This is a genomic window from Cupriavidus sp. IDO (assembly GCF_000812465.1).
In the GTDB taxonomy this organism is placed as follows: Bacteria; Pseudomonadota; Gammaproteobacteria; order Burkholderiales; family Burkholderiaceae; genus Cupriavidus.
This window is the reverse complement of record NZ_JWMA01000036.1, coordinates 65979-91252: the sequence shown is the minus strand read 5'-3', so window position 1 is coordinate 91252 and position 25274 is coordinate 65979. Positions and strand designations below refer to the sequence as shown.

The 25274-nt window shown below is 64.9% G+C and carries 22 protein-coding genes, 3 tRNA genes and 1 pseudogene; 10 read left to right on the top strand and 16 right to left on the bottom strand.

Annotated elements, in window-relative coordinates; translation table 11 throughout:
• Positions 1-22 precede the first annotated feature (22 nt).
• From pepN to RM96_RS12665, 3 genes are all read left to right on the top strand, one after another.
• The gene (gene pepN / locus RM96_RS12675) at positions 23-2722 is read left to right on the top strand and encodes an aminopeptidase N (protein ID WP_039010917.1); all 2700 of its coding nucleotides are present in this window, start codon (positions 23-25) and stop codon (positions 2720-2722) included.
• 118 nt (positions 2723-2840) lie between these two features.
• On the top strand, positions 2841-3860 hold the full coding sequence (locus tag RM96_RS12670) for a class 1 fructose-bisphosphatase (RefSeq protein WP_039010916.1): 1020 nt from the start codon (positions 2841-2843) through the stop codon (positions 3858-3860).
• A 156-nt stretch (positions 3861-4016) separates the two neighbouring features.
• Positions 4017-4092, top strand: a tRNA-Thr gene (locus tag RM96_RS12665).
• Positions 4093-4246: 154 nt separating this feature from the next.
• Here the strand turns inward: RM96_RS12665 and RM96_RS39340 are convergent.
• The gene (locus tag RM96_RS39340; protein ID WP_193752444.1) at positions 4247-4405 is read right to left on the bottom strand and encodes a hypothetical protein; all 159 of its coding nucleotides are present in this window, start codon (positions 4403-4405) and stop codon (positions 4247-4249) included.
• 259 nt (positions 4406-4664) lie between these two features.
• A complete protein-coding gene (locus RM96_RS12660; RefSeq protein WP_039010915.1) occupies positions 4665-6278 on the bottom strand; it encodes a DUF342 domain-containing protein in 1614 nt (537 codons plus the stop codon).
• Positions 6279-6614: 336 nt separating this feature from the next.
• Here RM96_RS12660 and RM96_RS12655 point away from each other — a divergent pair, with 336 nt between their 5' ends.
• Positions 6615-7445 (top strand): class I SAM-dependent methyltransferase, encoded by an 831-nt coding sequence (locus RM96_RS12655; RefSeq protein ID WP_039010913.1) that lies wholly within the window; start codon positions 6615-6617, stop codon positions 7443-7445.
• Positions 7446-7463: 18 nt separating this feature from the next.
• Here the strand turns inward: RM96_RS12655 and RM96_RS12650 are convergent, their stop codons facing one another.
• On the bottom strand, positions 7464-8039 hold the full coding sequence (locus tag RM96_RS12650) for a DUF1415 domain-containing protein (protein WP_039010910.1): 576 nt from the start codon (positions 8037-8039) through the stop codon (positions 7464-7466).
• Between the two features lie 122 nt (positions 8040-8161).
• On the opposite strand from RM96_RS12650, the gene RM96_RS12645 reads away from it, so the two are divergent.
• Positions 8162-9454, top strand: coding sequence for a TIGR03862 family flavoprotein (locus RM96_RS12645; RefSeq protein ID WP_039010907.1), 1293 nt, complete (start codon positions 8162-8164; stop codon positions 9452-9454).
• Here RM96_RS12645 and RM96_RS12640 read toward each other — a convergent pair.
• Positions 9451-11079: an NAD(P)/FAD-dependent oxidoreductase gene (locus RM96_RS12640; RefSeq protein ID WP_039010902.1), complete on the bottom strand. Its 1629-nt coding sequence runs from the start codon at positions 11077-11079 to the stop codon at positions 9451-9453. The genes RM96_RS12645 and RM96_RS12640 overlap by 4 nt on opposite strands.
• 318 nt (positions 11080-11397) lie before the next feature.
• Between RM96_RS12640 and RM96_RS12635 the strand changes: the two genes are divergently transcribed.
• The gene (locus RM96_RS12635) at positions 11398-12876 is read left to right on the top strand and encodes a sensor domain-containing diguanylate cyclase (RefSeq protein WP_238587249.1); all 1479 of its coding nucleotides are present in this window, start codon (positions 11398-11400) and stop codon (positions 12874-12876) included.
• A 7-nt stretch (positions 12877-12883) separates the two neighbouring features.
• Here RM96_RS12635 and RM96_RS12630 read toward each other — a convergent pair whose 3' ends face one another.
• The 5 genes from RM96_RS12630 to RM96_RS12610 all read right to left on the bottom strand — a co-directional run bounded on the left by RM96_RS12630 (position 12884) and on the right by RM96_RS12610 (position 16651).
• On the bottom strand, positions 12884-13150 hold the full coding sequence (locus RM96_RS12630) for a putative hemolysin (RefSeq protein WP_039010899.1): 267 nt from the start codon (positions 13148-13150) through the stop codon (positions 12884-12886).
• An 88-nt stretch (positions 13151-13238) separates the two neighbouring features.
• The gene (gene lpxO / locus RM96_RS12625) at positions 13239-14141 is read right to left on the bottom strand and encodes a lipid A hydroxylase LpxO (RefSeq protein WP_039010897.1); all 903 of its coding nucleotides are present in this window, start codon (positions 14139-14141) and stop codon (positions 13239-13241) included.
• 186 nt (positions 14142-14327) lie between these two features.
• Positions 14328-14639, bottom strand: a complete 312-nt coding sequence (locus tag RM96_RS12620) for a hypothetical protein (RefSeq protein ID WP_039010895.1) — start codon at positions 14637-14639, stop codon at positions 14328-14330.
• A gap of 42 nt (positions 14640-14681) precedes the next feature.
• Positions 14682-16100, bottom strand: coding sequence for a DUF2252 domain-containing protein (locus tag RM96_RS12615; RefSeq protein WP_039010893.1), 1419 nt, complete (start codon positions 16098-16100; stop codon positions 14682-14684).
• Between the two features lie 107 nt (positions 16101-16207).
• Positions 16208-16651, bottom strand: coding sequence for a carboxymuconolactone decarboxylase family protein (locus tag RM96_RS12610; RefSeq protein WP_039010892.1), 444 nt, complete (start codon positions 16649-16651; stop codon positions 16208-16210).
• Between the two features lie 126 nt (positions 16652-16777).
• Here RM96_RS12610 and pdxR point away from each other — a divergent pair, with 126 nt between their 5' ends.
• Both pdxR and RM96_RS37055 read left to right on the top strand, forming a co-directional pair.
• Positions 16778-18223, top strand: a complete 1446-nt coding sequence (gene pdxR / locus RM96_RS12605; protein WP_039010891.1) for a MocR-like pyridoxine biosynthesis transcription factor PdxR — start codon at positions 16778-16780, stop codon at positions 18221-18223.
• A gap of 142 nt (positions 18224-18365) precedes the next feature.
• On the top strand, positions 18366-18662 hold the full coding sequence (locus tag RM96_RS37055) for a hypothetical protein (protein WP_082016532.1): 297 nt from the start codon (positions 18366-18368) through the stop codon (positions 18660-18662).
• Between the two features lie 43 nt (positions 18663-18705).
• On the opposite strand, the pseudogene RM96_RS12600 reads toward RM96_RS37055, so the two are convergent.
• Positions 18706-19388: pseudogene (locus tag RM96_RS12600) on the bottom strand (Fe2+-dependent dioxygenase).
• Between the two features lie 184 nt (positions 19389-19572).
• Between RM96_RS12600 and RM96_RS12595 the strand changes: the two are divergent.
• A complete protein-coding gene (locus RM96_RS12595; RefSeq protein WP_039010890.1) occupies positions 19573-19860 on the top strand; it encodes a hypothetical protein in 288 nt (95 codons plus the stop codon).
• A 128-nt stretch (positions 19861-19988) separates the two neighbouring features.
• Here RM96_RS12595 and RM96_RS12590 read toward each other — a convergent pair.
• The 3 genes from RM96_RS12590 to RM96_RS12580 all read right to left on the bottom strand — a co-directional run bounded on the left by RM96_RS12590 (position 19989) and on the right by RM96_RS12580 (position 20804).
• Positions 19989-20065: transfer RNA gene (locus RM96_RS12590), tRNA-Met, on the bottom strand.
• Positions 20066-20259: 194 nt separating this feature from the next.
• The gene (locus RM96_RS12585; RefSeq protein ID WP_039010889.1) at positions 20260-20538 is read right to left on the bottom strand and encodes a hypothetical protein; all 279 of its coding nucleotides are present in this window, start codon (positions 20536-20538) and stop codon (positions 20260-20262) included.
• Between the two features lie 189 nt (positions 20539-20727).
• Positions 20728-20804: transfer RNA gene (locus RM96_RS12580), tRNA-Arg, on the bottom strand.
• Positions 20805-20926: 122 nt separating this feature from the next.
• Between RM96_RS12580 and greB the strand changes: the two genes are divergently transcribed.
• Positions 20927-21493 carry a transcription elongation factor GreB gene (gene greB / locus RM96_RS12575; protein WP_039010887.1) on the top strand — a complete coding sequence of 189 codons (567 nt, stop codon included), beginning with the start codon at positions 20927-20929 and terminating at the stop codon, positions 21491-21493.
• Positions 21494-21689: 196 nt separating this feature from the next.
• Here the strand turns inward: greB and RM96_RS12570 are convergent, their stop codons facing one another.
• The 3 genes from RM96_RS12570 to gmk all read right to left on the bottom strand — a co-directional run bounded on the left by RM96_RS12570 (position 21690) and on the right by gmk (position 25259).
• On the bottom strand, positions 21690-24113 hold the full coding sequence (locus RM96_RS12570) for a RelA/SpoT family protein (RefSeq protein ID WP_039011042.1): 2424 nt from the start codon (positions 24111-24113) through the stop codon (positions 21690-21692).
• Positions 24114-24320: 207 nt separating this feature from the next.
• A complete protein-coding gene (gene rpoZ, locus RM96_RS12565) occupies positions 24321-24524 on the bottom strand; it encodes a DNA-directed RNA polymerase subunit omega (protein WP_006578656.1) in 204 nt (67 codons plus the stop codon).
• An 84-nt stretch (positions 24525-24608) separates the two neighbouring features.
• Positions 24609-25259 (bottom strand): guanylate kinase, encoded by a 651-nt coding sequence (gene gmk / locus RM96_RS12560; protein WP_039010885.1) that lies wholly within the window; start codon positions 25257-25259, stop codon positions 24609-24611.
• Between the last annotated feature and the right edge of the window lie 15 nt (positions 25260-25274).

Here is a 25274-nt window from a genome sequence, read left to right as displayed (position 1 = left end):
CTTCCGAAGACAGGATTCCTCCATGCTGCGCACCGATACGCCCGTTACCGTCTATCGCAAGGACTATACCCCGCCCGCCTTCGCCATCGACCACGTCGACCTGGTGCTGGACCTGGACCCGCAACGTAGCGTCGTCACCAGCACGCTGCGCTTTGCCCGCCATCCGTCGGCGGCGCAGGATGCACCGCTGGTGCTTGCCGGCGAAGAGCTCGAACTGGTCGGCGTAAGCCTTGACGGCAAGCCGGTCGCGAATGCCACGCAGGAAGCCGGCTCGCTCACCGTGCCCGGCCTGCCCGCGCAAGGCACCCTCGAAATCACCGTGGCCTGCCAGCCAGCTGCGAACACGTCGCTGTCGGGGCTCTACGTCTCGAACGGCAACTTCTTCACCCAGTGCGAGGCCGAAGGCTTTCGCCGCATCACCTATTTCCTTGACCGCCCCGACGTGATGACCACCTACCGGGTCACGCTGCGCGCCGACCGCGCGGCCTACCCGGTGCTGCTGTCCAACGGCAACCTCGTCGGCGAACGCGAACTCCCCAACGGCCGCCACGAAGCAGTCTGGGAAGATCCGTTCCGCAAGCCTTCCTATCTGTTTGCACTGGTGGCCGGCAAGCTGGAGTGCATCGAGGAACGCATCCGGTCCGCCTCGGGCAAGGAAAAGCTGCTGCAGGTCTGGGTCGAAGCGCGCGACCTTGAAAAGACCCGCCACGCCATGGATTCATTGATCCACTCGATCCGCTGGGATGAAAAGCGCTTCGGACTGGAACTGGACCTTGACCGCTTCATGATCGTCGCCGTAGGCGACTTCAATATGGGCGCGATGGAGAACAAGGGCCTGAACATCTTCAATACGAAGTACGTGCTGGCCAACGCGCAGACCGCCACCGACACCGACTTCGCCAATATCGAGGCCGTGGTCGGCCATGAGTATTTCCACAACTGGACCGGCAACCGCGTGACCTGCCGCGACTGGTTCCAGCTCTCGCTCAAGGAAGGCCTGACCGTTTTCCGCGACCAGGAATTCTCGGCCGACATGATGGGCTCGGAATCCGGCCGCGCCGTAAAGCGCATCGAGGACGTGCGCGTGCTGCGCCAGGTGCAGTTCCCCGAGGACGCCGGCCCGATGGCGCACCCGGTGCGCCCTGACAGCTACGAGGAAATCAACAACTTTTACACTGTCACGGTGTACGAGAAAGGCGCCGAAGTCGTGCGCATGTACCAGACCCTGCTGGGCCGCGACGGCTTCCGCAAGGGCATGGACCTGTACTTCAAGCGCCACGACGGGCAAGCCGTCACCTGCGACGACTTCCGGGCCGCCATGGCCGATGCCAACGGCCGCGACCTGACGCAGTTCGGCCTGTGGTACAGCCAGGCCGGCACCCCGGTGGTGACCGCGCGCACTGCCTGGAATGCCAATGACGGCAGCCTGACGCTGACGCTGTCACAACGCTGCCCCAAGGTCGGCATCGAAACCCACGCCGGCACGCCGGACAAGCAGCCCTTCCACATTCCGTTTGCCATCGGCCTGCTCGGTGCGGACGGCAAGGACCTGCCGCTGCAGCTGGAAGGTGAAGCCGCACCGGCCGGCACCACCCGCGTACTGGATTTCACGCAGGCCGAGCAGACTTTCCGCTTCGTCAACCTGCCGGCCGGTGCCGCCGCACCGCTGCCTTCACTGCTGCGCAATTTCTCGGCACCGGTGATCGTCGATGCGGAGTACACCGACGCCCAGCTCACCTTCCTGCTCGCGCACGACAGCGACGCCTTCAACCGCTGGGAAGCCGGGCAGCGCCTTGCCACGCGCGCGCTGCTGCAGCTGGTGGCGGACGTGCAGGCCGGCCGCGAGCTGAAGCTCGATCCGGCACTGGTCAGCGCTGTGCGCGCCGTGCTGACCGATGACACGCTCAGCCCCGCCTTCCGCGAACAGGCGCTGGTGCTGCCGGCCGAAGCCTACCTGGCCGAACGCATGGGCGTGGCCGATCCCGCCGCCATTCACCGTGCCCGCCAGTTCATGCGCGAAGGCCTGGCCCGCGCGCTGCAGGCCGACTGGCTGGCCGCCTACGAGGCCAACGCCACTCCCGGCACGTACAGCCCGGATGCCGATGCGTCAGCCCGGCGCGCGCTGCGCAACCTTGCGCTCGGCTACCTTGCGGACAGCGGCAGCGCCGCCATGCAGGCACTCGCCGACGAGCAGTACCGGAATGCGGACAACATGACGGACCGATTCGCCGCGCTCGGCGCGCTTGTGAACAGCTTCGCACCGGGCCGCGAAGCCGCGCTGGCGGACTTCTACGAGCGCTTCGAGGACGACGCCCTCGTCGTCGACAAATGGTTCTCCCTGCAAGGCATGCAGCGTGGCGAAGTCGGCCCGCGCGCCGGCAAGCGGACCATCGACACCGTCCGCGCGCTAATGGAGCACCCGGCCTTCAACCTGCGCAACCCCAACCGGGCGCGTTCGCTGATCTTCAGCTTCTGCTCGGGCAACCCCGCGCAGTTCCATGCCGAAGACGGCTCGGGCTACCGCTTCTGGGCTGACCAGGTGCTGGCGCTGGATGCGATCAACCCGCAAGTGGCCGCGCGCCTGGCCCGCGTGATGGACCGCTGGCAGAAGTACGAACTGACGCTGCGCGACCGCATGCGCGCCGAACTGGAGCGGGTGGCGGCATCGAGCGAGTTGTCCCGCGATGTCCGCGAGATCGTCAGCAAGGCGCTGGCCGCCTGAGCGCACGGAGGACGGGAACGCCGCCCGCACTTTCGCCCCCCGGCCACGTCCGGGCACGCCGCCAGCGCGGCCCGGCCTGCCAGGCATGTAGAATTGCGGCCATCCAAGGAGAACCATCATGACCCGCATCAGCCTCACCCGCTACCTGGTCGAGGAGCAGCGCAAACACAATACGATCCAGCCTGAACTGCGGTTGCTGATCGAAGTGGTGGCGCGCGCCTGCAAGGCCATTTCCAACTCCGTCAACAAGGGCGCCCTGGCCGGCGTGCTTGGCTCGGCAGGCACCGGCAATGTGCAGGGCGAAACCCAGCAGAAGCTGGACGTGATCGCCAACGAAGTCCTGCTCGACGCCAACGAATGGGGCGGCCACCTCGCCGCCATGGCCTCGGAAGAGATGGAATCGTTCTACGAGATTCCCAACCGCTATCCGAAGGGCGAATACCTGCTGATGTTCGACCCGCTCGACGGCTCGTCCAACATCGACGTCAACGTGTCGATCGGCACTATCTTCTCGGTGCTGCACATGCCCAAGCCCGGCCAGACCGTGACCGAGGCCGACTTCATGCAGCCCGGCACCCACCAGGTCGCCGCCGGCTACGCCGTGTACGGCCCGCAGACCACGCTGGTGCTGACCGTCGGCAACGGCGTGCACGTGTTCACCCTCGACCGCGAGGCCGGCAGCTTCGTGCTCACGCAGTCCGATGTGCAGATTCCCGAAGACACCAAGGAATTCGCCATCAATATGTCCAACATGCGCCACTGGGCCCCGCCCGTGCGCCGCTACATCGACGAATGCCTGGCCGGCGAAGAAGGCCCGCGCGGCAAGAACTTCAACATGCGCTGGGTCGCCTCGATGGTCGCCGACGTACATCGCATCCTCACGCGCGGCGGCATCTTCATGTACCCGTGGGACAAGCGCGAGCCGGGGAAACCCGGCAAGCTGCGCCTGATGTACGAAGCCAACCCGATGGCCATGCTCGTCGAGCAGGCTGGCGGCGCCGCCACCAACGGCCACGAACGCATCCTGGACGTGCAGCCCGAAAAGCTGCACCAGCGCGTTTCGGTGATCCTGGGCTCGAAGAACGAGGTCGAGCGCGTCACCCGCTACCACCAGGAAGAAACCGCCAAGGGCGCCTGAGGGAGGACTTCGGCTGAAGAGAACGGGGCGCCACTGCGGTGCCCCGTTTTTCTTTGAAGGCCGCCCACACCGGCATGGCCGGCACGACACAAAAGCTTCCCACGGCGAAAAAACGCTGTTATTATTGCGGGCTGTTCCAGTTCACCGGAACATGTTGCCGAAGTAGCTCAGTCGGTAGAGCAGCTCATTCGTAATGAGAAGGTCGGGGGTTCGATTCCTCTCTTCGGCACCAAAAGAATTCCATGGCAATCGCAGCATTGCCCACGCAAACCCGGACAGCTCAAGGCGCTCCGGGTTTTTTGTTGCCCGCCCCTCCCGCATGAGCAAACAAAGCCCGCCTTCCGGCGGGCTTCCAGACCGGCACTGCCCAGGATCGGGGCCAATCTCTAGTGCCGGTGAATCAGATGATCGAACCAGTTGCGTACTGACTGTTCCTGAGCCGACAGCAGCGTCGGGTTCTTCTCGCGCAGTGTCCAGATGACAAGCACGGCACAGAGCGCGAGGCCGATGATCAGTAGCAGAGCTACGGTGAGGGTGGCAACCATAGCAACCTCCTTGGGAAGTGGTTGCACCTTCAGTGTAGGTCGATCCGCGGACAGCGGGCAGAAACAGAAAGGCCAGCCTTCAAGGCTGGCCTTCCGCAATCCAGTGCCACGTGAGTCGGTTCCATGTAACGCTTTCACGGATTGCTGTTCCGCTTCCGCATTCACTGCCCAACACTAGCTATCCCATCGCCGATCCTGCGGCACCCCAGGACACAGTTTCAGGATAGTACAAATTCGACGCCGCAGCGCCACGTCCCGATCAGCTCACTGTGATGCGATCGTCGACAAGGCGAATCTGGCCGCCCGGTTTATCTTCCATCACCTTCAGCACGCGGTTGCCGACCTGCAGCGTGACGCCGCCGTGGATGCGGCGGCCGGCTTCGATGACGGCGCCCGCAGCGGGCTGCATCTGCTGGCTGAGTTCGTTGAGGCGCGTTTCGAGCTCGAAGAGATCCCGCGAAGACTTGAACAGCGTGGCCCGGGCTTTTTCGCGCAGGTCGCCGACTGCCTTTTCGGGGTGCTTGGTGAAGAAATCGACCAGCTGCTTCACCTTCGCCTGTTCTTCGAGCATGCGGCGGCGATCGGCTTCGAGTGCGGCGCGCTGTGCATCGGCATACGGATTCAGGCCGACCTGGACGCTGGTGGCACTTCCTGCCGGCGCGCCCAGTACCGCTGCGCTCACCCCCAGCAGGGCGCGGGTGCGGCCGCCGCTGATGCTGCCCTGCCCGCTTTTCCCGCCCACGGCAATGCGCGCGCCCGCCGCCACGTCGCTCTGGCGGATGCCGCTTTCCACGTTCACTTCGGTGCCGGCTTCGACCACGGCGTTTTCGATGAAGCGTGCCTGCACCGAGCCCTTGCAGCGCACGCTGGCGCGGCTGATGGTGCCGTCGCTGCGACCGGTTTCGGTCTTGCCGATGATGCCGCCCTTGACGACGACGTTGCCGCCGGCCTCGATTGTGGCCGCTTCGATCGTGCCTTCCACCACGACGTCGCCGCTGACGCGCACCGACATGCCGGTGCGGACATCGCCAGACACGCGCAGCGTGCCATCGAATGCGACATTGCCAGAATGCAGGTCGACCGACTCGACCTGCACGACGGGGCTCACGGCGATACCATGCACGCCGACCACGGGCGAGCCTGCGATCACGGCAACCAGCAGGTCCGGATCATCGGGATCCGCCGCGGCACCGGTCAGTCCCTCTGCGAAGGGATAGTCGTCGACCGGATCCGCCGCCAGTGGCTTGCCGAAGACATCGATGCCATCGCTGCCTGCCACCGCGGGCTCGCGCCGCATCAGCGGCGTGCCGGGGCTGACCAGCAGGAGACTGCCAAGATCACGCAAATCCATGCGCGCGGCTTCATCTTCGGCCTGCGTCGGCTTGCGCGGCTCTAGCAGGTTGATGAAGCGTGCCGCCTGGCCCTGCCTGGGAGCGACGCCGGCCGCGATCACCTGGTACTCGCAAGCGCCCTGGTCCAGGGCGGCGTCCAGCGCGAGCGTCTGCACCTGCGCGACGACGCCGCGCTCGGCAACGGCGCGCCGGATCTCGTCCGCGCTCACCGGGCGGCCGCCCTCCGGGGGAAACAGCGTCAGCCGCACGGCGAGGCCGTCGGCGGTGATATCGAGCTCGAACGCGCCGTCGATCAGCGCGCCGATATTGGCGTCGATCTCGTGATCGGTGTGCTGGCACTGGCTGAGAAACTGCCTGACTGCGGCCTGGTCCAGCCGGGCGCCGGCCCAGCCATGGCTGGCCAGGCACGCATTCAGGCTGGCGTGATCCGGCGGTAGCCGTCCCGCTTCCGGTACGTAGCGCGCACGCACCTGCTCGCCTGGCTCGCTGAGCTCCAGGCGCAAACCCGACTCGTGATCCATGAGTCCCCCGAACTTCTCGTATGCCATGGTGCCGGCAACTGCCGCGGCACCTGGCCTGCGGCAGCTTTTGCGGAGCAATCGCCATGGATGCCCTGGGCATCCGTTACGTTTGTCACGGCTGTAACGCCGCCGGCACTTCTGCTTGTTGTCGATCTATTACCTACGGCAACGGGGCCAAGAACTTGAGGAGGACCAAACCCTCCTGTAGCGGGGCGTCGGGCTGGCCGGCCCCTGGATTGCGCCGCAGAAGCGTGCCCGCGGCCGGGGTCATGGAGAGTTTTCGGTAAACTGTCGGGGTCCGGCGCGCTCCGCGCCCCCGCCATTCCCCCCGCAGTCATGCCAAATACCCACGAAATCCGCCCCGGCCAGTCGATCGAGCTGCTCAAGGAACTCCACATCCTGACGCGCGACGGCAAGATGAACCAGGACAGCCGGCGCAAGCTCAAGCAGGTCTACCACCTGTTCCAGTTCATCGAACCGCTGTTGCAGGAAATCAAGGCCGAGCGCGGCCGCGTCACGCTGGTGGACCACGGCGCCGGCAAGTCCTATCTGGGCTTCATCCTGTACGACCTGTTTTTCAAGACACTGCAGGACGACTCGCACATTTTCGGCATCGAGACGCGCGAAGAACTGGTGAAGACCTCGCAGGCCCTGGCGGCGCGGCTGGAATTCCCCGGCATGTCTTTCCTGAACCTGTCGGTGGCGGACTCCATCACGTCGCCCGAGCTGCCTGCCACGGTAGACGTGGTCACTGCCCTGCATGCGTGCAATACGGCGACCGACGATGCGATCCGCTTTGCGCTGGCCAAGCAGGCCCGGCACATCGTACTGGTGCCGTGCTGCCAGGCCGAGGTCGCCAGCGTGCTGCGCAAGAACAAGGGCAAGCTGCTGGCGGGCAACCCGCTGACCGAGATCTGGCGCCATCCGCTGCACACGCGCGAATTCGGCAGCCAGGTGACCAACGTGCTGCGCTGCCTGCAACTGGAGGCGCACGGCTATCAGGTCAGCGTGACTGAACTGGTCGGATGGGAACACTCGATGAAGAACGAACTGATCATCGCGCAGTTCAAGGACCTGCCGCGCCGTCGCCCGACGGAGCGGCTGGAGAGCGTGCTGGGTACGCTTGGGCTTGAAGAGATGCGTGAGCGGTTCTTCGCCACGCCCTGAGCAACGCCGGCTCCGGGTTTACTGTTCCGCGTCGTCGCCCTTGCCAGCCATCCAGCGGCGCCAGCCTTCATGGCCGAGGCGCCGCATGGTTTCCTGGTTGCGCTCGTAGATGTCCGCCGCATCGGGAAACGCAGCCGCCGCGCGCGCGATGCTGTCTTCCCGCAGCAGGTGCAGGATCGGATACGGGGCGCGGTTGGTGTAGTTCTCGATATCGTCCGGCTCAGTGCCGCTGAACTGGTACTGCGGATGGAAGCTGGCGATCTGCAGCGTGCCTTCCAGGCGCAGGCTCCCGAGCAGGCGCTCGGCAAAGTACAGCAGGTCGTTGTAGTCGATGAAATCGGCCAGCGCGTCCGGCACGATCAGCAGCGTAGTGTCGATCTGGGCCGGATCGGCGTCGGCCAGCAGCTTCAGTTCGCGCTCGAGGTCATCCAGCACGTCCGGCGCTTCGGTCGCCGTACTGACCACATAGCGGACCTGTTCCTTCACATACACGCTTTTCGCAAACGGGCAGAGGTTGAGCCCGATCACGGCGCGCTCCAGCCAGTGGCGGGTGGCGGCGATTACGGCGTCGGCGGGGCTGGTGACTGAAGACATGGCGGCGATGCGGAGGAAACCGTCATTTTAGCCCCGGCGCAGGCTCTATAATCCGCGGCGGAAGCGGCCGTTGGCCTGACGTGTGTCCGCACCGCCCGACTCCCCCATTTCCTCGCCCCCCGATGCCATCAGCTGAAACCTCTCAAACCACGCCCGCCACCCACTCGTCCAGCATCGAAGTCGCCGTGATCGGCGGCGGTCCGGCCGGGCTGATGGCGGCGGAGGTGCTGGCGGCGCGCGGCACCAGGGTTGCGGTCTACGATGCCATGCCCTCGGTCGGCCGCAAGTTCCTGATGGCTGGCAAGGGCGGCATGAACCTGACGCACTCGGAAGCCGGGCCCGCTTTCCTCGGCCGCTACGGCGAGCGCGCGCAAGAGATTGCGCCGATGCTGGCCGGCTTTGGCGCGCAGGCGTTGCGCGACTGGGTGCACGGTCTTGGCATCGAAACCTTTGTCGGCAGCTCCGGCCGGGTCTTCCCGACCGACATGAAGGCCGCGCCGATGCTGCGCGCATGGCTGCACCGCCTGCGCGAAGCGGGCGTGCGGTTCCATATGCGGCATCGCTGGCTGGGATGGGAGGCTGGCGCTGTCGATGGCAACAACCGTCATACGCTGCGCTTTGCCACGCCGCAGGGCGATGTCAGCGTCGAGGCCAATGCCGTGGTCCTCGCGCTCGGCGGCGGAAGCTGGGCCCGGCTCGGATCGGATGGAGCATGGGTCCCGCTGCTGGCGGCGCGCGGCGTCGATATCGCGCCGCTCAGGCCGGCCAACTGCGGCTTCGACGTGGCATGGAGCGAGGTATTTGCCGAGCGCTTTGCCGGCGAACCGGTCAAGCCGGTCGCTATCGCGATAACCGACTGCGGCGGCCAGGAACACTATCGGCAGGGGGAATTCGTCATCAGTGCCGGCGGCATCGAAGGCAGCCTGGTCTATGCCTTGTCGGCCCCGATGCGCGACCTGGTCGAGCGTGACGGCGAGGCCGTGATCAGGCTTGATCTGCTGCCAGGCCAGAGCGCAGGGCACGTCAACGCGGAGGTGATGCGTCCGCGCGGTGCCCGCTCTTTGTCCAGCCATTTGCAGAGCCGATTGGGCATTACCGGCGTCAAGGCGGGACTGCTGCGCGAATGCTTGTCGAAGGATGCGATGCACGACCCTGTCACGCTGGCCGCCGCTATCAAGGCACTGCCGTTGCGACTGCTGCGCGCGCGGCCGATCGACGAAGTGATCAGCAGCGCCGGGGGCATCCGCTTTGAAGCGATGAACGAAAGCCTGATGCTGTCGGCATTGCCCGGCGTGTTCTGCGCCGGCGAGATGCTCGACTGGGAAGCCCCCACCGGCGGCTATCTGCTGACCGCCTGCTTCGCCAGTGGGCGGACCGCCGGCCTCGGCGCGGCGGCCTACCTCAGCGGAGTTTAAGCACCGCGCTGGCCGTTGACGATGCTCAGCGCCACCGCTTCGGCCACTTCGATGCCATCGATCGCGGCGGAATAGATGCCGCCGGCATAGCCCGCGCCCTCGCCCGCCGGATACAGGCCCTGCACGTTGATGCTCTGGTAGTCGTCATTGTTGCGGCGGATGCGCAGCGGCGACGACGTACGTGTCTCCACGCCCGTCAGCACGGCATCGTGCATCGCGAAGCCTGGCAGCTTCTTGTCGATTTCCGGCAGTGCTTCGCGAATGGCTTCGATCACGTAGTCGGGCAGCGACGTGCTGAGGTCGGTCGGCGTCACGCCCGGCTTGTACGAGGGCTCGACGGAGCCAAGCGCCGTCGAAGGCCGGCCAGCGATGAAATCGCCCACCAGCTGGCCCGGCGCGCAGTAGTTGCGTCCACCCAGCTCAAACGCGCGCTCTTCCCAATGCCGCTGGAATTCAATGCCGGCCAGCGGTCCGCCCGGATAGTCTTCCGGCGTGATACCCACCACGATGCCCGCATTGGCATTGCGCTCGGCCCGCTTGTACTGGCTCATGCCGTTGGTCACCACCCGGCCCGGCTCCGACGCCGCCGCCACCACCGTGCCGCCCGGGCACATGCAGAAGCTGTAGACGGAACGGCCGTTGCTGCAGTGATGCACCACCTTGTAGTCGGCCGCGCCCAACAGCTTGTTGCCGGCAAACTTGCCGAAGCGGCTGCGGTTGATCAGGCCCTGCGGATGCTCGATGCGAAAGCCCAGCGAGAACGGCTTGGCCTCCATGAACACCCCGCGGTCGTGCAGCATCCTGAAGGTGTCGCGCGCGCTGTGGCCCACCGCCATGATGACGTGGTCGCACTCCAGGTATTCGCCGTTGGACAGCTTCAGGCCGCGCACCTTGCCGTTCTCGATATCGATGTCGTCCACGCGCGTTTCGAAGCGGACCTCGCCACCCAGCGCGAAGATCTCGGCCCGCATCTTCTCCACCATGCTCACCAGGCGGAACGTGCCGATATGCGGGCGCGCCTTGTAGAGGATGTCTTCCGGCGCGCCGGCGCGCACGAATTCATCGAGCACCTTGCGGCCGTAATGCTTCGGGTCCTTTATCTGGCTGTACAGCTTGCCGTCCGAGAAGGTGCCCGCGCCGCCTTCGCCGAACTGCACATTCGATTCGGGGTTCAGCTCGCTCTTGCGCCACAGCCCGAAGGTGTCCCTGGTGCGCTCGCGGACTTCCTTGCCGCGCTCCAGGATGATCGGGCGAAAGCCCATCTGCGCCAGGAGCAGCCCGGCCAGCAGCCCGCACGGTCCCATGCCGATCACTACCGGGCGCGGGTGCACGCCGCCCTCCGGCGCGCGCGCGACGAAGTGGTACGTCATGTCGGGCGTCACGCTCCAGTTGGGCTTGCCCGCCATCCGTTTGATCGCCGCGGCCTCGTCGCTGACCTCGATATCGATGATGTAGGTCAGCTTGATATCCGAGCGCTTGCGCGCATCGTGGGCGCGGCGGAAAACGGTATAGCCGATCAGGCCGTCGCCCTGGACGCCGATCTGCGCCAGGCTGGCGCGCACGACGGCATCCAGGTCGCTTTCGGTATGGTCGAGCGGGAGTTTGACTTCACTTAGACGTAGCATGGGGAACCAGGAAACTGCGGCCGGGGGGTTGGGCACGGGAACGTACCAGGCCGGCCGGAGCGCAATTTTATAGTTTTTCGGGCGCCGGGGCCGGGAATCGGCGTGAGGAACAGCGACGCCGGCGGTCCGGACAGGCAGGCGCGCACTCGCTGTGCTTCATACATCTCCTGGCGCACCCTCCCTTTTTGCAATACCGCTCCCAATTTCCGGTGCGCTGGCCTATCCTAACGCGCTGGCGCAGATACCCTTTCCCGGCTGGTCCCCGGGGCGAAAGACGGGTTTTCGCTGCGCAAACGGGAACGAAAAAGAAGAAGGGATATGGCCTTGAGCAACGCATCCGCAGCGTCGTGCCTCGACGACGACTATCAAATCTTGTTTCAGCTGGCGCCGGTTTCGCTCTGGCTGGAAGACTTCAGCGCAGTGCGGCGATATTTCGAGCGCCTGCGCGCCGACGGCGTCACCGACCTGCGCGCCCACCTGCGCGCCAACCCGGCCGAGGTCGCGCACTGCTCCTCGCTGATCCGCGTGATCGCGGTCAACAAGCGCACGCTCGATCTGTTCCGCGCCGCCGATCGCGAGGATCTCGTCGCCAATCTCGACACCGTCTTCCGCGACGACATGTTCGATCAGCACGTGGAAGAACTCGGCCAGCTGTGGGATGGCGGGCAACGTTTCTCCAGCCAGACCGTCAATTACACGCTCGATGGCGAGCGCCTGGACATCCGTCTGGAAGCCACCGTGATGCCCGGCCACGAAGGCACGTGGGAACGCGTGCTGCTGTCGATCGAGGACATCACCGCACGCGTGCGCACCGAGCGCGAACTGCGCCGCGGCGAGCAGTACGCGCTGGGGCTGTTCGAGCATTCGCCGGTGTCGCTGTGGGTGGAAGACTTCAGCGTCGTGAAGATGCTGCTCGATGAAGTCCGCGCGGCCGGCATCACGGATTTCCGTACCTTCCTCAACGTGCATCCGGATTTTGTCTCGCGCTGCATGCAGGAAATCCGCGTGCTCGACGTCAACCAGCAGACCCTGCTGATGTTCGGCGCGGCATCGAAGGAGATCCTGCTGTCCCGCCTTGGCGACGTCTTCCGCGATGACATGCGGATCCACTTTGCCGAGCAGCTGATCGATCTCTGGCATGAGAAGCTCTGGCAGCAGCGCGAGGTCATCAACTATGCGCTGGATGGCCGCGCGGTGGACGTATTCATGCAATGGTCGGTCTTCCCTGGCCGTGAGGCCGAATGGGACCAGGTGCTCGTGTCGCTCACCGATATCACGGCGCGCAAGAAGGCCGAGGCCTATGTGGAATTCCTCGGCAAGCACGACGTGCTGACCAAGCTCTACAACCGGGCCTTCTACGAAGACGAGCTGGCCAGGCTCGGCCGCAAGGGGCCGTGGCCGGTCAGCGTGGTGGCGGTGGACCTGAACGGGCTAAAGACGGTCAATGACCAGTTCGGGCATGGCGACGGCGACGCACTGCTGCGCCGTACCGGCGAGGTGCTGAAGAAGGCGGTCGGCGAGCAGGCGTGCGTTGCCCGGACCGGCGGTGACGAATTCATGGTGCTGCTGGCCGGCCGCGACGAGCGCGGCGCGGCTACGGTCGTCGAGCAGATCCAGCAGGTGGTGGAGCTGAACAACCAGTTCTATCCCGGCACCGGCCTGAGCTTCTCCATCGGCACAGCCACGTGCACGCAGGGCGAACGGCTCAGCGACATCGTCAAGCTGGCCGACAGCCGCATGTACGAAGCCAAGCGCGCGTACTACGAATCGCTGGGCGACGACCGGCGCGGCGACTGAACGGGCATCAACCCGGCGCGCAGTCGCCGCGCATCAACGCCCATTCCTCGCATTGCTGGCCGGACGGGAAGGTGCAAATGCCGACCTGGCCGGCGGGCGTCGACACAATGCTCAGCTTGCCGCCGCGCTGTGTGCAGTTGACCGACGCAGGGTTCGCCATGCCGACAGGCGCTGCGTCCTGCGCAGGCATCGCGGTCGTGCTCGCGGGCGTGGTGTTGCACGCGGCAAGGCCGACCGTGGCAGCAATCAGGCACAGGCCAATGCAATCACGCATGAAAATCTCCGGGTCGGAATGTGAGTAAGCGTTGGCGGCGGCAACCGGCCGAACGCAAAGAGCCGGCTTGCGCCGGCTCTCTTGCTCATCACAGGTAGACGATCAGCGCCACACCCGCCACGATCAGCCCGAACTTCGTCACGTAATACAGCTTGCGGTTCCACGCCTTGTAGCGGCGGCGGTACTGCCCAGCTATCCAGACGAAGCGGAACAGCCGGTTGATCATGCCCGTCTTGTCATTCTCGTCATTCGGCGAACTGGCCGCGGTCATCACCTTGCGGCCCAGCCAGCGGTTGACCTTGCCGGCCCAGCCATAGCGCATCGGACGTTCGATATCGCAGAACAGGATCAGCCGGTTGGCGTCGCTCTTGTTTTCGGCCCAGTGGAGGTAGGTTTCATCGAACACCACGCCCAGCCCGTCGCGCCAGCTGTGGCGCTCGCCGTCCACCTCGATAAAGCAGCGGTCGTCGTTGGGCGTGGCAAGGCCCAGGTGATAGCGCAGCGAACCGGCAAACGGGTCGCGGTGCGGATTCAGCTTGCCGCCAGGCGGCAGCTCGGCGAACATCGCGGCCTTCACGCTGGGCAGGCCGCGCAGCAGTTCGACCGTCTTCGGGCAGAGCGTCTCGGCCGATGGGTGATGGGCTTCGTACCATTTCAGGTAGAAGCGCTTCCAGCCGTACTTGAAGAAGGAATTGAAGCCGGCGTCGTCGTTCTTCTCGGCGGCCTTGATCTTGCGCATCGTGGCCAGGGCCAGGCCCTCATCGCGAATCTCCGGCCAGGCGGCGCGGATCTTCTCCAGCTCAGGGAACTTCTCCACCGGAATGTAGGGCGTACGCGGCACGCCCGAGAAGGCGTACATAAAGCAGTTCACCGGCGCGACCAGCGCCGAATGGTCCAGCAGCTGGCGCCAGATGCGCAGTCGTACCTTGCCGCGGAAGTGCACATACAGGATGGCACCGAGGTAACCCGCGACGATTATCCACTTGATCACCCGAAATCCTCCAAGTCAGTCCGAAACCGTGCCGCCCGCTCGTGCGGGCGCGCGACAGTATAGCCGTGAGGGCGAAAACCGATATTTTAGCGAAACGCAGCCTTGCCGCACCGTGAAACGGCAAGCGCACATCGGAATGTGACCCGGGCCGCCCGGGCGAGGCGGCTACAAAGCGGCCCGATTCGCTCAGGGCTGGCCGCGAGACTGGCGTGCAATGCGCTCGATCAGGGCCCTGGCATCGTCCGGCATGCCCTGCAGCGTCAGCAGGCGGGCATTGAGCACCATGTTCTCGAGCACCAGCTTGGCGGTCGATGCCCACATGGTGGCCAGTAGCGCCTCGACCGGCATGCCGGAGGCCTCCATCTGCACCGAGCGCTCGGCGATCAGCTTGCACGCCAGCTGGCGCAGCGCGGCGTCGTCGAACGGCAGGTTGGCATAGTCGATGGGGTCTTCCTTCTCGACCTCCACCATGAGTTGCAGCAAGGTGTCTTCAGTCATCCAGCCATTCTCCTTGCGAGTCACTTCACCACGACTTCACGCTTACACGCGGAAATCCGCCGCCATGTCCGCATCGGTGCGGGCTTCCAGCCGTCCGGAGCGGCACGCCGCCACGAAGCGCTCGTAGTCCTTCTCGACCTGATCGGCATAGGCGTTCGAATAGGCTACCATCGTTTCGGCCATGCGGTCGCTGCGGCCCAGGTAGCCGGTGATCTCGGCAGCCAGCCCCCCCGCCTTGGCGTGGCCGCGCGCCAACACCCAGCCGCACAGCGCGGCGTACTTGCCAAGCAGTTCGGCGTCCATCAGTTCGATCTGGGGCGACAGCTTCATGTCCCGCAACTGGCGGAAGTAGAAGTGGCGGCCGAAGGGGCCCTTGCCCCAGCCCAGGAAGAGGTCACTGGCCGCCTGCATCAGGCGCTGCCCTTCGACCACGCGGCGGCCTTCGTGCGTCACCGCCGGGCCCTTGAAGTAGCGTGCAACCACCGAGCGGCTGGCCTCCTTCACCTGGAGGAAAAGGGGCTTGTCGTGGCGGTCGATCATCAGCTGGATCAGGCAGCGCGTGCCAACGCTCCCCACCCCCACCACCTTGAAGGCCACGTCGTGCCGCGTGAAATGGGAAAGCAGCTCGCGGCGATCCGGCGCCAGCGTGGCGAGGTATTCCTTGAAGACCTTCTCCACGGAAGCGGTTGCCTCCGCGTCGTCCTTGGTCATCCAGTCGTCGTCCTTGTCGAACAGGGTCTGCTTGCCCCGCACGTGGAAGAGCGCCGGCGGCGCATCCAGGATGATCCATCTGTCGCCGACCCGTTCCGCCAGCTTCGGCAGCAGGGATTCGTGGGTCCGGTCGGCGGCGCGTTCGATGCCGCGCCGGATCCGCTTCTGGACAACGGGCGACGTTTCTTCTTCCAGCAACCGGTCGAACGTGATCCGGTCATACCAGGTGTCCAGGATGCTCATTTCGGCATAGGACTGCATACGCGACTGGTAGCTGCGGACCAGCTGGTAGACCAGATCGTCGGCAACGCCGGGGCTGTGCCGCAAATGGCGCGCAGCCACGATGAAGCTGGCAGCGACGCGCTTCAGGTCCCATTCCCACGGGCCGAAGCTGGTTTCGTCGAAATCGTTGAGATCGAAAATGAGCGCCCGTTCGGGCGAGGCGAACCCACCGAAGTTGGCAAGGTGGCAGTCGCCGCAGATCTGCATGTGCAGCCCGGAATTGGGCGTACCGGCCAGGTCATGCGCCTGGACGATGGCGCTGCCGCGGTAGAAGGCAAAGGGCGATTCGATCATGCGCCCGTAGCGCAGCGGCACCAGCCGGGGCACGCGTCCTTCGCTGCTGAGCTCCAGCAACTCGACCGGATCGCGGTCCACGTTGCCGATTGCGGTGTGCGCGCCGCGCGGAACGTGCCGGCGGACCGACTTGCCATTGTCACGCCGGACCTCAGGGATTTCCGGTGCCTCCACAATGCCTCCACGCCGGCGCCGCCGGTCCAATTGTGCAGTATCTGCAACTGAAGCTAATGCACCGGCATGGCCTTGTCAATCAGACCGATGTGGAGGTTGAACCGCGCTCAGACCGCCGGCGGCTGGAGGCGGAAACCGACGCCAAAGCGGTTCCACGCATTGATGGTGGCGATCAGCAAGGTCAGGTCGGCAATTTCCTTGTCCGAGAACACTTCACGCACGGCGTTGTAGTCGGCATCTGGCGCCTGGCTTTGTGGCAACAGCGTCAATGCTTCGGTCCAGGCCAGCGCGGCACGCTCGCGGGCGTTGAACCAGCTGACCTCGCGCCAGGCCGGCAGCACATGCAGGCGGCGTTCGTTCTCGCCGTGCTTGCGTGCATCGGTGGCGTGCATGTCCAGGCAGAACGCGCAACCGTTGATTTGCGAGGCGCGCAGCTTGACCAGTTCCTTCAGGCTGGACTCCAGCCCGCAGCGGGCCAGGTAGATTTCCAGCCCGACCATCGCCTTGTAACCCTCGGGGGCCGCGTCCTGCAGATTCAGTCGTTGTTCCATGGAGTTCTCCTAGTTTGTGGCCGGGGCACGGCATTGCGCCCTCAGTGGTATGTACGATAGACGGCGAGATTGGTGCCGTACACTGCCAATTCTTCACAAGATTGGTAGACCAATTTCCTGGTTCGCATGGAATTCCATCTCTCGCTCGACAACAGCCACGACCTGACCGCCCAGATCGTCCACCAGATCCGCGACGCCATCCAGGCCGGGCGCCTGCCCGCCGGCCAGCGGATGCCGCCGACGCGGCTGCTGGCCGGCCAGGTGGGCGTGGCGCGCAAGACCGTCACGACGGCGTATGAACGGCTGATTGCGGAAGGCTGGCTGCGCGCGCGCGTGGGCGACGGGACTTATGTGGGAGACGGCCTGGCCCGCCCGCCTGCCATTGAGCCGGCTGCACGGATCCTGCCAGCGGGCGTGCGACGCTGGATGGCGGTCGACACGCCGTTTCTCGAGCCCGGCGGAGGCGGCGCCCGTTACGGCTTCCGCCCGGGGCAGGCGGACACCACCCGCTTTCCGCACGACGCCTGGGCGCGCTGCGTGCGTGCCGCACTGGTATCGGAACGAAATCGCGCCCCCGGACCCGCCGAGCCTGCGGGCGAGATGGTGTTGCGGCAGGCGATCTCCCGGCATATCGCCTTCACCCGCGGCGTGTTGAGCGCCCCGACCGACATCATGGTCGCCAATGGCGCGCAGCAAGGAATCGACCTGATGGCCAGGCTCCTGCTTGGCCCCGGCGCGGTGGTTGCCATGGAGGAGCCGGGCTACCCCATGGCCCGCGCCCTCTTCCAGGGGATGGGCGCACGGGTAGTGCCGGTGCCTGTCGACGCTGAGGGTCTTGTCGTCGATGCCCTGCCCCAGGACGCCGTCATGGTCTACGTGACGCCCTCGCACCAGTCTCCGTTAGGCGTTCCGATGAGCCTGGCGCGCCGGCAAGCCTTGCTCGACTGGGCGACACGGCGGCACGCGGTGATCCTGGAGGATGACTACGACAGCGAGTTCCGCTACGGCGGGCAAGCCCTCGACGCCCTGCAGACAATGGACCGCCACGATCGCGTGGTGTATCTCGGCACATTCTCGAAGACGCTGGTGGCCAACCTGCGCGGCGGCTATCTGGTGGTGCCACCGTGGCTGATGCCGGCCGCGCGCAAGGTCCGGCACCTGATGGACTGGTACACGCCCACCCTCACGCAGCAGGCGCTGGCGCGCTTCATGTCGGAGGGCCATCTGCTGCGCCATATCCGCCGCTCGCATGTGCGGCACGCGCAACGCCGGACGCGCCTGCTGAGCCGGCTCGGCGGCGACCTCGCGCGTTGGCTGGAGCCGCTGCCGGCGTCCGCCGGTTTTCATCTCGCGGCACGGCTGCGGGTGCCGCTGCAGGCAGACATGCTGGTGTCGCTTGCCCGGCTGGCAGACCTCGACCTCGCGACGCTGGATCCCTTCTACGCCAATCCGCCCGAGTCCTGCGCCGGGCTGCTGTTCGGCTTTGGCGCGATCGACCTGCTGGACATCGATCCGGCGCTCGACCGGCTGGGAATGGTACTCTCAGGACTGGCTCCCGACCGGAGTGGCTGACCCGGCGCAAGATGCGCCGGTGCGTGCCCCAAGCCGCACAAAATGCAGCCCATCGAGGGTTTTTCCCGGTGTATCGCGAGATGCACTGAACGAAGCGAACGAGCTATAGTCTCATCCGCATTCCATCAGGAGAGTCGCGTTAATGACCAAGCGTTTGTTATCCGCCATGCGTCAGTACGCATGGTTTGCAGGAGTAAAGCATCACGTTGTCCAGGGCGTCGAGGCGCTGGCAGAACTCCTCAAATCCCCTTCCGTTGCGGCGCGTGCCGTGGCAGCAATCATTTCCGAAACCGAGCACGGTGTTCAGGTCTGGGTTTCGTATTTTGGCAAGCCACTGGACCCGCACACCAACTACGTGCTGTGGCCGAACCGCGTGCTCAGGCCGGCGCGACGGCGAATCCAGCCACACCCGCTTGAACACTTGCGAGATCGTCGCTGACAACGCTCGACGCCGGCTTCTGCCGGCGTTTTGCTATGGCGGCTCAGGCGTCAGCCCAGCGCCGCAGCAGGTTGGGATACACCCCGGTCAGGCCGATCACGGCATCGTGCTCCTGGCCCATTTGCTGGGCGACCTGGCGAATCCGTCCATCCAGTTTGAACAGCATGGCGCGTTGCCCGTCATCGCGGACCATGCTCTGCATCCAGAAAAACGACGACACCCGCGCGCCGCGCGTGACGGGCGTGACATGGTGGATGCTCGTCGCGGGATATAGCACAAGGTGTCCTGCCGGCAGCTTCACGTGCTGCTGCCCGTAGGTGTCCTCTATCACCAGTTCGCCACCGTCGTAGTCATCGGGCTCGGTCAGGAACAGCGTCGCCGAGAGATCGCTGCGAATGCGAAACTGGTGCCCCGCAGGTAGCGGATCGCGTTGTCGACGTGATTGCCGAAGGTGTGGCCACCCTCATAGCGATTGAACAGCGGTGGATATACCTTGAGCGGCAGCGCCGCGGAAAAGAACAGCGCGTGGTTGCCCAGCGCGTCCTGGATCAGTTCGCCAACCTGCCGCGCCGCCGGCGATCCCTCGGGCAGCTGCTGATTGCGCTTGGCCAGGGCCGACTGATAGCCGGAGGTCTCGTTGCCATCGGTCCACTCCGCTGCGTCGATGATCTGCCGGCATTGGGCGACCTGCGCCTTGGATAACACGTCGGGAATTTGCAGCAGCATGATGGCGACAACCTCTCGGAACAAGGAATTGCTGGTGGCCGCACGGGTGCGGGCGGCACGGAATCGGGAATTGTAAGAGAAAGATCAGTAGCTCATAAACAAGAATCATTACTATTTGATTTGGAGCAGGCGCCTGCTCCACTACAATGACTGGGTATGGTCCCGCCATCGACAAGGAGACGACATGCCCGAACCGCTACATGACGAAGCGCTGGTCAATCTCTACCTGGAACGTGTATCCGCCCTGTCAGTCAGCGCCTTCGACGGCGCCGATGTCAGCAAGGAACTTGACGCGACGATCGGCGAAGCCGTGACGAGGTGCCGCGCCGATGGCGATGCAAGATCGAGCGGCACACTGGCGGTGCTGGCGAAACGCCTGCGCGAACGCGCCGATGCCGCAGACCGCGAAGGCCAGCCGCTTGTGAGAGACACCTTTGCGCGCGCGGCCAGTCTCGCAGGCACGCCTGCATAGGCTTGCATCGCGAGGCCGCTCAATGACGCGGAAAGCGTGACCGCAGACGCGAGTCATCCGCCTGCGGACAGGCAACTAACAAGTTTGGGAATTGCGGCCGGACGGCCTGAGAACAACAAGAAAGGCGTTGGTTGCGGGGGCAGGATTTGAACCTGCGACCTTCGGGTTATGAGCCCGACGAGCTGCCAGACTGCTCCACCCCGCGTCTGAAGGAGACGGATTATGGGTGATCCTCGCGCGCAACGCAAGCACTATCTTTCGCTGCGCGCGAAATCGACGCATCAACGCTCTGGCGTGCATCGCGCGAGGGGCAATAGATCATGACATGATATAAGCCATTGCCAGCACCGCAATAAAGATGGAATGCGGCGCGCAAGCCCGCCAGGCGCTGCAAAGTGGCTATTGCGCGGGGCCGAGCAACCGGTCGACCAATGCGTAGCCGGCGCCGAATGCCGCGACTTCCGCAGCGTGGCGCGTGGCGAAGTACTGCTCGCCGCTGGTCAGCAATTCGGTGTCGCCCGCGTCCGCAGGATCCGCACCTTCCTGGCACACGCGCACTTCATAGCGCCAGCGCCCCGCAACATCGAGACTGCGCACACCGTAATCGTGCTGCTGGGAAACCAGGGCATAGACATCCATGCCGCGATACGCTTCCACACGCCACTCAGCATCGCCCATGCTTTTCTCCGCTCATGATGAAGTCGTGCCTGACTTCGAGCCTAGGTGCGTGAGCGTGTGACTTCAAGGCCAGCGGCGTGGCATTGGCAGGCAGCCCCGACCTGATGCAGGGCGAAGCAACGCGAAAAGCGGAGAATTGGGGAGAGGAAATGAAAAAGGGCTTCCGTTTCCGGAAGCCCTTTTAATAGGTGGCGCGGCTGGCAGGATTCGAACCCACGACCCCTTGGTTCGTAGCCAAGTACTCTATCCAACTGAGCTACAGCCGCACTCGAGAAAAAGATTATATCTGAATTTTTGGATTTGTGAACCCCCTTGGCGCACATTTTGTCGGTTTGGCTCGCCCGCAGCCGATTTTCTATAATGACTACCCCAAGAAGTGATCCGGACCATGAACAAGGCATTTGTCAAAGAGTCGTCAGGCGACGAGGACGACGACCTTCCCGAAGGCGCAACGCCACTCCCCCCCGGCACCAAGAACTACATCACTGCCAGCGGCTACCAGAGACTGCGCGATGAGCTGATGCACCTGATCGACGTCGACCGGCCCGACGTCGTGCAGATCGTCTCGTGGGCGGCCTCCAACGGCGACCGCTCCGAGAACGGCGACTATCTCTACGGCAAGAAGCGTCTGCGCGAGATCGACCGGCGCATCCGCTTCCTGACGCGCCGGCTGGACAAGGCTGAAGTCGTGGATCCGTCGCTGCAAGGGGACAACGACCAGATCTTCTTCGGCGCGACCGTCACCTACGCCAACCGCGCCGGCGAGGAAACCACGATTACCATCGTCGGCATGGATGAGGTCGATCTCGACACCAACCACGTCAGCTGGATCTCCCCCATCGCCAAGGCGCTGATCAAGGCGCGCGAAGGCGACACGGTGCCGCTGCGAACACCGGCAGGCGTCGAACAGATCGAGATTCTGGAGGTCCGCTATCCGCCGCGAATTGCGCAGTGAGCGTGGAGGCCGTTTCAGGGCGAAGCGCAGCGGTTCTGGCTAGGGCGAAGCAGGGAATTCGGCTCGCAAGCGAGCCGCCTGCGTAGCGGCATGCGCCTGCCAGCGCATGCGCGCCCTGCAAGGGTGCGGCCGCAGACAGTACAAGCCGGTACGGCAAGGCCGCGCAACGACGCCAGAATCGTCCTGAAACGGCCTCCTAGCCGTCGTTGCGGTCGCGGAAGATGCGAATAACGTCAGGATTGCGGCGCAGTGCCCGCATCACGTTGGCCAGGTGCAGGCGATTCTGTACCTGGATGACGAACTGCATGTAGGTCGCTTCCTGATGGCTGCCGTCCTGCTGCTCCATCGCCACGTGCGCGACGTTGGCATCGGCCGCGGTCAGGTCGGCAGCCACGCGGGCGACGATGCCCCTCACGTTGCGCACCATCACCCGGATCGACACGTCGAACGCGCGCGCGGTCTTCTTGGCCCACATCACGTCGATCCAGTGCTCGGGGTCCTTGCTGTGCAGGCGCTTGGCCACCTTGCAGTCCTGCACGTGGATCTGCAGGCCCTCGCCCTTGCCGAGGTAGCCAACGATCGAATCGCCGGGAATCGGGCGGCAGCAGGCCGAGAAGACGATCGACATGCCTTCGTCGCCGGTGATAGCCACCGCGGGCGCTTCTTCGCCGGCGAAGGTCTGCACCGCGGCCAGCAGCGCACTGTCGACGTCGCCGGAGAGCTCCTGCAGCAGGATCTCCATGCGCTTGGCCACCACCGCCGGCACGCGGCGGCCCAGCGCAAGGTCGGCGAAGATGTCTTCGCGATGCTTGTTGCCGGTCCACTGGATCATGCGGTCCCAGATTGACTGCGGCACCGCCTTCAGCTCGATGCCGAGCTGGCGCGCCGACTGCTCCAGCAAGCGCTCGCCAAGCTGGATGGCCTCATCGAGCTTGGTGGTCTTGAGGTAGTGCCGGATCGCCGCGCGCGCCTTGCCGGTACGCACGAATGCCAGCCATGCCGGATTCGGCTTGGAATACGGCGCGGTCACGACCTCGACGATATCGCCGCTCTTGAGCTCGGTGCGCAGCGGCAGCAATTCGTTGTTGATCTTCACCGCCACGCACTGGTTGCCCAGGTCGCTGTGCACGGCATAGGCAAAATCGAGCGCGGTCGCGCCGCGCGGCAAGGCGCGGATATGGCCCTTCGGCGTGAACACATAGACCGCGTCGGGGAACAGGTCGATCTTGACGTGCTCGAGGAATTCCTGCGAATCGCCGGTCTGGCTCTGGATATCGAGCAGCGACTGCAGCCACTGGTGGGCCTGCTGCTGGATATCGTTGGCATGGTCGGCCTGATGCTTGTACATCCAGTGCGCGGCCACGCCTGCCTCGGCGATCTGGTGCATGTCGCGCGTGCGGATCTGGAACTCCACCGGCGTGCCGAACGGCCCGACCAGCGTCGTATGCAGCGACTGGTAGCCGTTGATCTTGGGAATCGCGATGTAGTCCTTGAACTTGCCGGGCATCGGCTTGTACAGGGCGTGCAGCGCCCCCATCGCCATGTAGCAGTGCATCTGCGTCTCGACCACCACGCGGAAGCCATACACGTCGAGCACCTGCGAGAACGACAGCTGCTTGTCGTGCATCTTGCGGTAGATGCTGTAGAGCGTCTTCTCGCGCCCCGAGAGCTCAGCGACGATGCCAGCATCGGCCAGCGCCTTCTGCGCGGCCTCCAGGATGCGCCTCACAACCTCGCGCCGATTGCCGCGCGCGGCCTTGACCGCCTTTTCGAGCGTGGCGTAGCGGAACGGCGAGCCGACCTTGAACGACAGCTCCTGCAATTCGCGGTAGATCGTATTGAGACCGAGCCTGTGCGCGATCGGCGCATAGATCTCCATGGTCTCCAGCGCGATCCGTCGCCGCTTTTCCGGCGGCACGAAATCGAGCGTGCGCATGTTGTGCGTGCGATCGGCCAGCTTCACCAGGATCACCCGCACATCGCGCGCCATCGCCAGCAGCATCTTGCGGAAGCTCTCCGCCTGCGCCTGCTCGCGGCTCTGGAATTCAAGCTTGTCCAGCTTGGTCAGGCCATCCACCAGTTCAGCGACCTTGGGGCCGAATTTCTCGGCTAGCTCGCTCTTGGTGATGCCCTGGTCTTCCATCACGTCGTGCAGCAGCGCCGCCATGATGGACTGCACATCCAGTTTCCAGTCGGCGCAAAGCTCGGCCACCGCCACCGGATGGGTGATATACGGCTCGCCGCTCTGGCGGTACTGGCCCAGGTGGGCCTCGTCGGAAAACTGGAAGGCCTCGCGCACAAGCGCCTGGTCGGGCGCCTTCAGGTACGCGAGCTTTTCCATCAGCCGGGTGATGGAAATGACCTGCTGGCGCGGCGGAACCGCCGGCTGCGAGGTCGGGCCGAAGAAGTGCCGGTATGACTCCGCCAGCACTGCATCGATAAAAAGATCGTCACCGGCGGCCGCCGGTGGTGCTTCCTGCACCGCAGCCAGCTCGTCCCGCGCCGCCGACGCGGCCGCCCGTGCCTTGCCCTGCGCCATCGGAGGCACAACGGCTCGCTCGCCGACAACATTGTCGCCGAGCGGATCAGGCAGGTTGGGAGCGCCGGTGCGCGCGTTCACGGATGACTGGCCGGGGGTGGCGCGCTTACGCGCAGGTGCCGGGCCAGCTTCGCTGCCCGTCTCGGCGCGCGGGAGCGCAGCGCCGGCCGGATGGCCGGGCGGGACGGTGGGCGAGGAAGGCTGGGAAGAAGGCATAAGGGCGGCCCCTGGAATCCGGATGGATGCTTGAGGACACGATGCAAGGCTGAACCACGGCCGCCCCTGAAATCAGGTCGGGACCTTCTTGAGCATCTCGATGCCAACCTGGCCCGATGCGATTTCGCGCAGCGCGACCACAGTGGGCTTGTCCTTGGCTTCGACCTTGGGAGTATGGCCCTGCACCAGCTGCCGTGCACGGTACGTGGCCGCCAGTGCGAGCTCGAAGCGGTTCGGGATGTGTTTCAGACAATCTTCGACGGTAATACGCGCCATATCAAATCCACCTTGGGACAAAACCTGTTCGTTGGGTAGCCATTTTACAGCACCCTGCGGAAAACGCTCCGGAGGCGCGCTAGCTCAGTGAATCCCGAGCTCGATAAAGAGCTCGGTGTGCCGGGCCTTCTGCGACGAAAAGCGCAGACGGGTAGCACGAACCACGTCGCGCAGCTGCTCCAGCGCGTCGGCAAAGACCTCGTTGATGATGACGTAGTCCGACTCCGACGCATGTGACATTTCACTGCCGGCGGCCAGCAGGCGGCGCACGATCACATTCGGCTCGTCCTGGCCGCGCTTCTTCAGGCGCTCTTCCAGCGCCGTCAGCGAAGGCGGCAGGATGAAGATCTCGACCGCGTTGGAAAAACGCTGGTGCACCTGCTGCGCGCCCTGCCAGTCGATCTCAAGCAGCACATCGTTGCCCTGGGCCATCTGTTCCTCGATCCACACGCGCGAGGTCGCGTAGTAGTTGCCATGCACTTCGGCCCATTCCAGGAATTCGCCGCGGTCGCGCGCGGCGCGGAAGGCGTCGACCGTAGTGAAGTGGTACTCGCGGCCATTCTGCTCGCCGGGGCGCGGCGCGCGCGTGGTGTGCGAGACCGACAGGCGGATGGCGGAATCTTCGGCCAGCAGGGCATTGACCAGGGTCGACTTGCCGGCCCCCGACGGTGCCACCACCATGAAGAGGTTGCCGGGGTAGACGGTATCGATGGCAGTGTGAGACGTGTCGCTCATGATGTTTCTTGAATC